We start from the raw sequence: 11,840 nt of genomic DNA, 5'->3' as shown, positions 1-11,840 counted from the left end.
AGGTTTATTTAATGAGCGCCGGTAATAAGTGCATTTATCGTCCCGGGATCCAGCACCGTATTATTTCTGCGGTCTAGCGCACCACCTGTATCCCAAAAGAAAGGCTTAAGGCCAAACTTGATGGCCTGTTTGGTCACATAGTTATTCCAATAATCTACAGAGGCGTTGTGTTTTTCGATATCTAATGGAACATTTCTTGAACCGCGTCTTTTGTAGGCACCATACTCACCCAATATTACCGGAATCCCCTTATCTATAAACTTAGATTTCATCAGGCTAAACTCTCTGGGATGCTCACTTTCTTCACCCCAGGTTGCGTTACGACCCGGTTCAATAGTGGAGTGGTACCCTGTTCCCCAATAGTAAAACATTTTACCCCAGGTTGCATCTCCATCTAGTATGGTAAATTGAGAAGGCGTATAATTGTGTATTTCAATCATCAAGCGGTCGGGAACCTGATCAATAGGTAGCTTATTCATTAACTCATTGGTTAAATCTCCATTAGTAGCAGGCCCCTGAATTACCAATACGCGGTAGCTATTCTTCCCACCTGTGGAGCGAACTGCATTGATAAATGTCTGGTGAAAACCATTGAGTATTGCCACCTCTTCAGCATTATGAGCAGCAGGCTCATTTGCACTGGCAAACATCAGGTGCTCATCAAAGTCCCTCATTGAGGTAGCGATTTGCTCCCATAGTGCTTTTTGCTTGGCATCAACGGAATCTTTCTTGGCATGATTGATATTGTTTTCCAGCCAGCCGCCATCCCAGTGGATATTGAGCAGCACATACATGTCATTGTCTACACAGTACTTAACTACCTCTTTCACTCTATTAATCCAGAGCGGGTCGATTTGCGCTTTCGAGCGATCGCTTAAATGATGCCAGTCCCATGAACATGGCAGCCTTACGGCATTAAATCCTGTCTGCTTTAAAAATTTGATATAGGATTCAGTAATTTGTGGATTGCCCCAGCCACTTTCGCCACCCGGCGATTCCATGGTATTGCCTATGTTCCATCCCAGATGCATTTTGGCTGCCAGCTGCACCGCTGTACTGCCCATACCTGTCTGGTCGGGCGCTTGAGGCGAGGTGTTATACGATGGAAACAGGTGGCCTTTTTGTGAAAGCTTCAGCCGCCTGGACTGACCATTTCCAGATGTTACAATCAAGGTTGCCGAGCGCGAAGCGCCTGTGCCATTGGCTATAACCGTTAATTGCAGATCTGTGCTGCCTGCACTTCCCAGTGTCTGATTTAACTGTACCCAAGAAGTAGCGGGATTGTTAATGGTCCAGTTACTGTTACTGGCAACTGTTATTGTGGAGGTACCTCCTTCCGGCTCAAAAGCGGCTTCTGACAGGGATATACTAAGTTCTGCCTGCGCTACCTCCTTTTTCTTACATGATGAGGCCAATACCATAACTAGGAGCAGGAGCAATAGGACCAGCTGTCCTTTAATTTGTATATTTTTTAGATGATTCATTTATTTTTTCTGTTCGCATTTGTAGGTTTGAGCCACAACTTTCATATGAGGGCCCGTAAAAATTACGGGCCTAAAATTTAGTTTATCTTATTTTTACGATCCTGATATTGTCAACAGCAGCTTCAAAATTACTCACTACGTCAGAGCCGTCGTTTACGAACATAAATTTAATCGCACCTTTCCCTTCCTGACCAAGTAGTTCTGTTAAAGTTGATGCAGGTAGGCTCGCTTTTAAAAAGTTTGTTAATGGAATGGTTACTGTTTGCCAGCCATCCGTTTTAAAAGCAGTGGCGGAGCCATTGGCGTTTCTCCATGGGCGGTAAAGGGCCATATAGTCCCAGTTTTGATCTCTTACAATCTGGATTGTTCCATTTAGCCAAGGTTTCTTCACCGCAACTTCGAACTTTAGCGCATAAGTACTCAAGGTATCCTGTAAATGGCTTACCGCTACCCATTGCGCATCATTAGTGTTAATTGATCGTCCACCTCCCCACCATTCTCCATTTCCGGCTGGTACGTTTGAGGCTTTCATTATGCCATAATTCCCATTGTTCCCCGGAAAATCCACTGAGCTGTTTGAAACATCAGAACCCCATGAAAAATTATTTACGGCATCATAATTATTCAGAACCCCGGTAACATAATCGTGTACATGATAAAAGGTAGTATCAGCACCTGACTTGGTACGGACAAGAACCGGACCGCTAGTTGACACAGTTGCCGGGACGGCCATACTGATAGAGGTGCCATCACTGGAAGCCTTAAAGTCGGTAACTTCAACTCCTGCATAACTGATGCGCTCAATAAAAAAGAAATTAAATCCATTTATTTTAACAGAGTCGCCCGGATTGGCACTTTCATTTGATATCCCAGAAATTGTTGGAGCAGGCGCTACAATGGGAAACGAGAAGGTGGTTTCTCCATGATTGGTTACATAACGTATAGTATTAAGTTGAGACTCCTCTACCAAAGGAAAGGCAATCACCTCAGGTATCAATACAATAGCACTTGTATCTGAAAACCATGCGTCATTGAAGGAACCTTTCACACCATTAAAATAAATTTGAAGCGCACCTCTTAAATTACTGCCCGAAATAACAATCCATTTTCCGGTACCTACACTGGTTAAAACTGAGTCTCCCGGACTCGCCACATAATTACGTATACTGTTAATCACCGGAAGACCTTTGGAAGTTGATGGTGATTGCTCTTTTTTACACCCCTGTTGAATAAAGAACAGTGTTGCGAGTAAAACAAGTAATAAATGGCTATTAGCTTTGTTTAGTAGCTTTTTCATATTTTATATTTAATAATAAATCATTCAGGTTAGTAATATGCTACAGGAGGTGCCAGTAATTTCGGATCAGCCGTAATCTCGGTTGCTGGTATTGGCAGGGTAAACGTAGCAATGGTTGGCGGTGAAATAATCATATCGCTGGTGTTTTTTGTTTTTACACCTGTAGAGGGATCATAAGTAAATTGTATCCTTGTCTGATGTAGAATTTGATTGTTTAACAAAGTAATAGCTCCCTGAGGATTATAATAAGACAAGCGAACCAGATCAAACCAGTACTGTCCCTCAAATGCCAATTCAATTCTCCTTTCGTTTCTGAGAGACGCTGTTGTAATGGTTGTGACCTTATCAACACCCGCTCTTTCTCTGACCAAATTAAAGACTCTTAATGCTTCTGCATCTGAAGTCGAATTACCAGTTCCTAATAAAGCCTCAACGTATACTAAATAAACATCCGCCAAACGCAATACCGTATTATGCTGCGGAGAGGACCAAATGTCCATCGTTGGCGAATTGTTATCAAGGGCAGTACCCACAATATGCTTTTTAACACTGCAGTTTGTTGCCGTATAACCACCACCTGCAGCATTTAATTCTGGGTAGTGATCGCCTGTAAGCATGAAAGTAGCTTTACGTCGTATAGAATCCTGCGGCGTATAAAGGCTATCCAGATCAAAGGTTGGTCCGATTGCACCGCCCCAACCACCACCAGGGGGAACCACAGCTCCGCTCGGCGCAAATTGTGTTTGAATGGCGTTGCCATTGCCATAACCTACGCCAGGAGCCCACTGAAAAGCAAAAAGCGATTCGGAATTATCATTAAATTGCGTTCTGAACAAATTATAATAGCTTGGCAATAGCGATAAGCCACTTGCATTGATCACATTTTTTGCAAAAAAAGCAGCACTGTCCAGATCTGCCTGGTTCCTGCTTCCGCCAACGCCTGCTTTGGTAAGGTATACCTTAGCCAGCATGCCTTGTGCAGACCAGGTGGTAACACGTCCGGGCTGGTCACGAATGGGTAAAGATGCTGCGGCAAATCTCAAATCGTTAACGATAAATTTGTAAACATCGCTAAGCAGGTGACGTGGTAACTGCGGATTTTTGATCAGCTCATCATTATCTTCTATAATAGGTACAGCACCCCATAGCTGGGCCAAATGAAAATATGCAGTGGCGCGTAAAAACTTTAGTTCCCCAAGGGCACCGTTTTTACTCTGTAATGGCACACTGTCAGGTAGTTTTGTATTAATCGCTTTTATGTTAGTGTTGCAATGACCTACAATTTTGTAAAAACAACGCCATGAAGTAGTTAGCTGTCCGTTATCGCTGGTTATCGAAAATGCAGTTAACTGTGCCAAATCGGCATTGTAAGGCTGCAACATATTGCCACTCAAAATATCTCCAAAGGCAAGCAAAGGAAAGCTATTCCAATCGTTCCATGGCTGGGCGTACAACGCCGCGGTAGCAAGTCTTAGATCAGAAGTACTCTTGTAAAAATTATCTGTTGTAATTTGCGACAAAGGTGGCCTCTCCAGAAAGGATTTTTTACAGCTGCTTGTTATAACAGCAGCAAAAAAGATAAATATGTATAGTTTAATATGTTTCATAATTTTAGTCTTATTTATTTAAAATAGAGATGTTTGCCCCAATTGTAAACACACGTGGCTGTGCATAGTATCCATTATCCACACCTGCTGCCAAAGGATTCCATGAACCAATTTCAGGGTCATATCCTTTATATTTTGTAATGGTAAACACATTGGTTACCTGACCATATAGGCGCAATGATTTTAAATGAATTTTAGATAAGAAATTTTCCGCAAAACTATAACCCAGAGTAATGCTTTTACATCTTAAAAAAGAGCCGTTTTCGATATATTTACTTGAAAAACGCTCGTTTCCATTACCACTGCTCTGGCTGATTCTGGTAATTGTGGTTTCCGGATTGGTAATGTATACATTATTAATATCGGAAGCTAAACCGGCAGGATCAATCAAACCGATTCGGGCATAATTAATTACATTCCTAAAATATCCAAAATTCTGGTTTGGATTTTCGGCATCTACCCTTACCTGGTTAAAAAGCTTATTGCCATAGTTACCAGACATGAAAATATTCAAATCAAAGTTTTTGTAATTAAAGCTATTATTTATCCCAAATTGGATCTTTGGATTTGGTGAGCCTAAAAAGACCTGGTCACTTTCATCTATGATTCCATCGCCATTCTGATCTTTAAAAATAACATCACCTACCCAAACCCCGCCTGAACCATTGGTAATTGGTATAGGAAGTCCGCCTTTTTGAGGTATTGCCGGGTATTTTGCAAAATCTTCGGCATTTTTATAAGTGCCCAGAGTTTCGTATCCATAATATTCACCTATAGATCTGCCAACAATTGATTTGGTAATTACCGTGCTACCGGCGTAACCATACAATGCGGCAGCATCAGTATTTAGGGCCAACACTTCATTCCTGTTATGGGATAAGGTAAGGTTACTTGTCCAATTAAAGTTTTTACCTCTCAGATTTTGGGTTGTTAATGAAAATTCTATTCCCTTATTGCTCACCGAACCAATATTAATATAAGGAGACTGGATAGACCCCGGCGCATAACCTGTGGCATCAACCATTCCTGAATATAATGGCAGTGTTAGACTTAATAACAAGTTCTCTGTTTTCTTGTAGTAAGCATCCACAGAAAATTGAATCCTTCTATCCAAAATACTTGCATCTAAACCTGTATTATAACTTTTTGTGGTTTCCCATTTTACATTTGGATTACCATTAGCTGATATGAGCTGTGAAGTACCTGATAGTGATGTTGCAACTGTGGTTAAAGTTGAGCCGTAGGCATAATCGCGGATGTTTTGGTTATTTTGTAAACCATATCCAATCCTAAGTTTCAAGTCATTAATTGCTTTGACCTCCTTCAGGAAGCTTTCCTGATTCAATCTCCAGCCAAATGCTCCTGAATAAGTGGTTACCCAGCGGTTCTCAGGCGCAAATTTAGACGAACCGTCGTTACGTATATTAAGGGTTAAATTATATTTGTCCTCATATTTAAAATCGATACGGCCAAAATAAGACTCGCCTGCAGTTTGTCCCTTTGTACCGGAGTTAGTTGCTGTGGTAGCATCTCCTCCACTTATTGCCTGCACGTTATTACTAGGGAAATTTTGTCTGCCTGCCGATACGTTTTCGTTTTCCCACACTTTAGACTCATGCCCGATCATTGCATTTAAGTTATATTTACCGAATGAGCGCCAATAGGTTAAATAGTTGGTAAGGGAATAAAAGCTATTTTTTCCGCTGGAATAATTGGCAGAGTTGGCAAGCTTAGAATAGGATCCCATGGTATATATAGGGTCGAACTGGTCTTCTGAAGCAGTTGAAAAATTTCCTGCTACCTCATTACGCAAGCTAAGCCCCTTTGCAAACTGAATTTCGGCATAAGCATTCCCAAATAGCTCGTATCTGTTCTTAAGGTCCTTTACAATGCTCGCTAAGGCAAATGGATTGGCACCGGTAGCACCATAAATATTGGGGTCATTCCCTCCCCAAGTGCCATCTGGATTTATGACGTTGACATCAGGTGTTTGATTTAATGCCTGTCTTATTACACCGGTTTGAGAAGTAGTTACGTTTTCCTTCACATTTGCCAATTGCAAACTTATACCGGTTTTTAACCAATCAGTTGCTTTGCTATCCAGGTTTAACCTTGTAGAAATTCTTTTAAAATCTGAACCCAGAGCAATCCCGTCCTGACTAAAGTAAGTGCCAGACAAATAGTATTTAGTTCTGGCATCACCACCGCTAAGAGATAAGTTATGATTTTGCATAAGTGCAGTTCTGAACAAAGCCTCCTGCCAATTCGTTCCTTCACCCAAATATTGTGGATTTGCAAAGTGAGGCCTTAAATCATACCCTATAATGGCTCCCTTTTCATTCATAAATGTTGCGTATTCCCTCAAATTCATTACATCATAATACTTAGGCAGTGCCTGGCCGCCGGCATATCCATCGTAACTAATTTGCGGAGGGCCCGAGTTTCCTCTTTTTGTGGTAATAATAACTACACCATTGGTTGCCTGTGCTCCATAAATAGCAGTAGCCGAGGCATCTTTTAGGATATCGATGGATGCTACTTCTGAGGGGTTGATACTGGATAAGGGATTGGTACCTTTATCACCAGTTGAAGGCAATATCTGTACACCATCAATTACATATAGTGGAGGGTTATTGCTAAAACCTGACAGCCCGCGAATTTGTACAGAAACGCCACCACCAGGCTGTCCGGAAATCTGCTGTACAACAACACCGGGTACTTTCCCCTGCAAGGCCTGATCGATAGTTGTGGGCTGTGTCCTAACAATATCAGCTCCGGAAACAGAAGATATGGATCCGGTAAGATCCCCTCTTTTCTTCTCCCCGTAACCAACGACAACAACTTCGTCCAGTTTTGTATGTTCCATCTTCAAACTCACATTGATGATACTGCCATCACCTACCATGATCTCTTGCTGTTGGAAGCCGATCATCTTAAAAATCAGAATATCACCTGTATTGGCTCCTATGGAAAACTGCCCTTTTTCATTCGCAGATACGAATGTTCTTTTTGATTTCACCTGTACGGTAGCCCCTGGCAATGGGCCGGAATCCTCCATCGCGACGATCTTTCCTGTAATTTTCCTCTCCTGAGTATATCCTTTTAAGTGCAGGAGCACCATTGAAGTTACCAACCATAAAAAAATTGGTAATTTCCTGATAGAAATTGTTTGGTTCATATTTGATTATTTTGGTTTATATTGGTTATTGCGGTTAATGCCAACCTAGGTTGGCTTTTTATTCAGCAGACGGATTCCTTACATCCCTCAGATGCAAGCCTTCGGTGGCTCCCTGAAAAGATTGCTTGAATTAGAAAGACATAAAGCTGATTTGTAAATAAAACTGTTGTCAACATTTGCGAAAAGTTCGTTTTTATCAAATCCTCCCTTGATTTGATCGGTTATTTATTGGTTAGATGAAGGTCAAATATAGCCTCCGAGCAAACCCGGGAATGCCTCAAATGATAAAGAGAATAGGACTAATGTTAACATGAAATATGCGTCTCAGGCACGTAATTATTCGTCTGTTACGCTGGTAAATCGATAGAGCATTAAATTGAGCTGCATTTATATAACCTGAGCATTCTCCTTTGTTTTAGCCAGACAAATTGTGATATTTTTCCAGGTGAATAAATTCCGGACTGCTATAACAAGATTTCAAGCGACCTAATGAGGTTACTTTACAACATTCGAGATTGATACTTATAGGACAGTGCGACAGACAATGTACTAAGATCGTCAACGGGGGCAGTTTTTTATCAAATCATACCTGATAAATTGCTAACTTGCCATTTCATTATAGTTTCTATGGTAGCTGGTAAGCCTTGCACACTCCAATCTATAGGAGTAATTATTCTCTTTTTATGGTCAATCACATTTTGCAAAGCACAGGACGCTAATCCAGTTAGTGTACATGGGGCTTTAAAAGTTCAAAGTGGTAAAATTTTAGATAGCCACAACAAACCACCGCAATTAAGAGGGATAAGTTTATCGTGGAGCGCATGGGGAGGAAGGAAATATTATAATCACGAAGTTGTAAGCTGGCTAAAAACAGATTTCAAGATCAATCTATTGCGTGTCGCTATGGCTGTTGAACCTGACGGTGGGTATTTGAAAGATCCTATTGGACAGGAAAGGCTCATTACAACAGTTATTGATGCGGCGATAAAGGAAGGTATATATGTTTTAATAGATTGGCACGATCATCATGCTAATCTGAACATAAAGGAAGCAAAAACCTTTTTTAAAAAGATATCAGCAAAATATTCAGGTGTTCCTAATATTATTTATGAAATATGGAATGAACCCGAGCGTGTAGAATGGAAAGTGGTAAAGGATTATGCAATGGAAGTTATAACCGAAATTCGCAAAAATGACAAGGAAAATATTATTGTGGTTGGTAGCCCTAATTGGGATCAGGATATTGATATAGCAGCGAAAGATCCCATTAAGGGTTTTAAAAACATTGCGTATTCCTTTCATTTCTATGCATCTGATCCTAATCACCAGGAAAAGCTGATGAACAAGGCAGATCATGCTATTGCAAGAGGGCTACCGATTATGGTTACTGAATGGGGCGTTGGAGAGGCAAATGGAAATGGGGTGTTCGATGTGCAAAAAAGTGACGGATGGATGAATTGGATGGAAAAGCATAAACTAAGTTCTGCCAATTGGAACCTAACTGATAAAAAAGAAACCACGGCATTGCTATTACCCGGTGCTTCGGCATCCGGACAATGGCCGTCCACAATGCTTACACCTGCCGGAATTTATATAAGACAGTGGCTCATTAAACTGAACAAAAATTAAAATACAGGAATTGAACTCTTTATTATATTTGAAAGGCCTGCCCGTTTTGTGCTTTGTCTTGATTTTGATTGCCAAACTGAAGTGGTTAAAGATATTGGAAAAATCACATGTTATTGACACAGATAAAAAAATCTACGTTTAGAAACAAAAAAAGCCGCTTTCCTTATCGAAAAGCGGCTTTTTAATTTTGTGGGCCCAGCTGGGCTCGAACCAGCGACCAAAAGATTATGAGTCTTCTACTCTAACCAACTGAGCTATAGGCCCTGAAAATCTTATTAGATTTTGCGAGTGCAATGTTACATATTTGTATCCAATTATGGAAACAGTTTTAGCACAAAAAATAAAAAATATTATTTTCGATTATGGCAACGTTATATTCGAAATAGACTTTGTAAGAACCCAAAATGCTCTTTTACAATTAGGTATAGCCAACGTTCAGCAGTTCTTTGCCCATAAAAGTCATAATGAAATTTTTAATGATTTCGAGACCGGTTCTATCTCTCCCGCTCAATTTCGTAGCAAAATACGTGAGGCAGCAAACAATATGGACTTAAGCGATGAGCAAATTGACAGCGCATGGAACAGTTTATTAGTCGGTGTTCCCTCTCCGGCAGTACATGAGACTCTACTTAAAGTAAAAGAAAAGTACCGCACCTTTTTACTTAGCAACAATAACGAAATTCACTATAACTGGATTGTTGATTATCTGCAACGCGAATATAATGTTAACGATAATAACCACCTTTTTGAAAAAGCTTACTACTCTCAACAGATGTTCCTTCGTAAACCTAACGTCGAAATATTTGAACAGGTCATTAAAGAAAACAACCTCATTCCTGAAGAAACTTTATTTATTGATGATAGCCCGCAACATCTTGTTGGAGCAAAGCAGGCGGGGCTTAACACACTTTTAATGGATAAGCATCCTAAAGATCTGGAACAGTTTTTAATTGATCATCACATCTTATAGTTAAATTTGCAGCATGACTGAAAAAAGATTTAAATCTCTTAAGGAATTTTATCCTTTCTACCTAAGCGAACATAGTAATCTTACTAGTAGAATATTGCATTTTATTGGGAGTCTGCTTGCCGTATTACTGTTATTTACAGCGGTATTGTTTCACGACTTACGCTTTATAATCGGTATACCAATTGTTGGATATGGCTTTGCCTGGGTAGGGCATTTCTTTTTTGAAAAAAATAAACCCGCAACTTTTCAATATCCTGCATATAGCCTGGCTTGCGACTTCATTTTATTCTGGGAATTGTTAACAGGAAGTCAACCCTTTAAAGTAAAGAAATAAAAAAAGGTAATATGCCTGGGGCATATTACCTTTTTCAAACAGTATTTCTGATATTACAATCTTCTTCTTTTCTTTTCTTTGATAATTAATCCAAGCTCACGGCTCGTTTGCCCGGCTATAGATGTATTTTCCTGAGCTCTTCTGAAAAGATACGGCATTACTGCTTTAACTGGCCCGTAAGGCACGTATTTCGCTACGTTATAACCGGCGTCCGATAAGTTAAAGCTTAAATTATCACTCATTCCTAATAATTGAGCGAAATAAACATGGGGATGATTATGAGCGATCTTATTTTGGTCAAGCAATTCAGCTAATAACCTGCTGCTTTCTTCATTATGAGTGCCGCAAACAAATGCAATCTCATCAATATGCGCTATGCAATATCTTAACGATTCATTATAATCAATATCAGAGGCCTCTTTGGTTGGCTGTATAGGTGAAGGGTAGCCCATTTCTTCAGCTCTTTTGCGCTCCTTTTCCATGTAAGCACCTCTCACCATTTTAACCCCTAAAATATAGCCGGCAGCCTTCGCAATAAGGTGGTCTGCTTTTAAATCGGCAAGTTTATCATGACGGTACATCTGATAAGTGTTGTAAACAATAATGGTTTCTTTATTAAACAAACGCATCATCTCTACGGCAAGCTCATCAATTGTTTTCTGGATCCAGGTTTCTTCGGCATCAATCATTACAGGCACCTTTTTATCAAAAGCGGTTCTGCAAATCCTTTCACAACGCTGTTTTACTTTTTCATATTCAGCTTCTTCAGCTGGTGTTAATGTTTGTTTTGCATCTAGCTTTTCAAGTAAAGCAAAACGGCCAATACCTGTAACTTTAAATACGGTAATTGGAATACGTTTGTCTTTAGCGGCCTGATCTATCGTTCTGATAATCTCATCGCAGGTAAAATCAAAAACAGCTTCTTCATCTTCACCCTCTACAGAATAATCCAGAATGGTACCTACTTTACCTGAATAAAGCTGCGTTATAGTTTCTGCACATTCGGCAATTGTTTCGCCACCACAAAAATGTTTAAAAATTGTAGCTTTAATAATCCCCTTAATTGGTAAGCCAATGTTCAAAAAGAAATTGGTAACCGGAGGGCCAACTTTAGTTAAAAAATTACTGCTTATTATTTTAAAAAGCCAATAGGCGGCGTTTAATTCAGAGTTAGATTTGTTGCGGAAAGCAACTTCAGTATCATCAAAATTCAATGATTTTTTGGGGAATGTCTCCATTAGTGAATGTCAGTTAGTCAAATCGTTTGCAAAAGTATAAATTCCATAGCTACCACTGGTAGAACACACTATAAATAATTGTAATTTCGGCAGTAAAAAATTT

8 protein-coding genes and 1 tRNA gene are annotated in these 11,840 nt (G+C 40.0%); 3 read left to right on the top strand and 6 right to left on the bottom strand.

The features are described 5' to 3' along the window. Positions 1-8 precede the first annotated feature (8 nt). From CPT03_RS02410 to CPT03_RS02395, 4 genes are all read right to left on the bottom strand, one after another. Complete coding sequence (locus CPT03_RS02410) at positions 9-1,484, bottom strand: cellulase family glycosylhydrolase (RefSeq protein WP_099437349.1); 1,476 nt, start codon at positions 1,482-1,484, stop codon at positions 9-11. 82 nt (positions 1,485-1,566) lie between these two features. Next, positions 1,567-2,781, bottom strand: a complete 1,215-nt coding sequence (locus tag CPT03_RS02405; protein ID WP_099437348.1) for a glycan-binding surface protein — start codon at positions 2,779-2,781, stop codon at positions 1,567-1,569. Positions 2,782-2,810: 29 nt separating this feature from the next. Continuing rightward, positions 2,811-4,388 (bottom strand): RagB/SusD family nutrient uptake outer membrane protein, encoded by a 1,578-nt coding sequence (locus CPT03_RS02400; RefSeq protein WP_099437347.1) that lies wholly within the window; start codon positions 4,386-4,388, stop codon positions 2,811-2,813. Positions 4,389-4,398: 10 nt separating this feature from the next. Continuing rightward, a complete protein-coding gene (locus CPT03_RS02395) occupies positions 4,399-7,566 on the bottom strand; it encodes a SusC/RagA family TonB-linked outer membrane protein (RefSeq protein WP_099437346.1) in 3,168 nt (1,055 codons plus the stop codon). A gap of 627 nt (positions 7,567-8,193) precedes the next feature. Between CPT03_RS02395 and CPT03_RS02390 the strand changes: the two genes are divergently transcribed. Further along, positions 8,194-9,195 (top strand): glycoside hydrolase family 5 protein, encoded by a 1,002-nt coding sequence (locus CPT03_RS02390; protein ID WP_099437345.1) that lies wholly within the window; start codon positions 8,194-8,196, stop codon positions 9,193-9,195. Between the two features lie 190 nt (positions 9,196-9,385). Here the strand turns inward: CPT03_RS02390 and CPT03_RS02385 are convergent. After that, positions 9,386-9,459, bottom strand: a tRNA-Ile gene (locus CPT03_RS02385). 52 nt (positions 9,460-9,511) lie between these two features. On the opposite strand from CPT03_RS02385, the gene CPT03_RS02380 reads away from it, so the two are divergent. Then, the gene (locus CPT03_RS02380; RefSeq protein ID WP_099437344.1) at positions 9,512-10,165 is read left to right on the top strand and encodes an HAD family hydrolase; all 654 of its coding nucleotides are present in this window, start codon (positions 9,512-9,514) and stop codon (positions 10,163-10,165) included. 13 nt (positions 10,166-10,178) lie between these two features. After that, positions 10,179-10,499, top strand: coding sequence for a DUF962 domain-containing protein (locus CPT03_RS02375; protein WP_099437343.1), 321 nt, complete (start codon positions 10,179-10,181; stop codon positions 10,497-10,499). A 53-nt stretch (positions 10,500-10,552) separates the two neighbouring features. On the opposite strand, the gene CPT03_RS02370 is transcribed toward CPT03_RS02375, so the two are convergent. Next, positions 10,553-11,737 carry a proline dehydrogenase family protein gene (locus tag CPT03_RS02370; RefSeq protein ID WP_099437342.1) on the bottom strand — a complete coding sequence of 395 codons (1,185 nt, stop codon included), beginning with the start codon at positions 11,735-11,737 and terminating at the stop codon, positions 10,553-10,555. Positions 11,738-11,840: the final 103 nt, after the last annotated feature.

It is taken from the genome of Pedobacter ginsengisoli, from assembly GCF_002736205.1.
Taxonomy (GTDB): domain Bacteria; phylum Bacteroidota; class Bacteroidia; order Sphingobacteriales; family Sphingobacteriaceae; genus Pedobacter; species Pedobacter ginsengisoli_A.
This window is presented reverse-complemented; position numbering and strand designations above follow the sequence as displayed.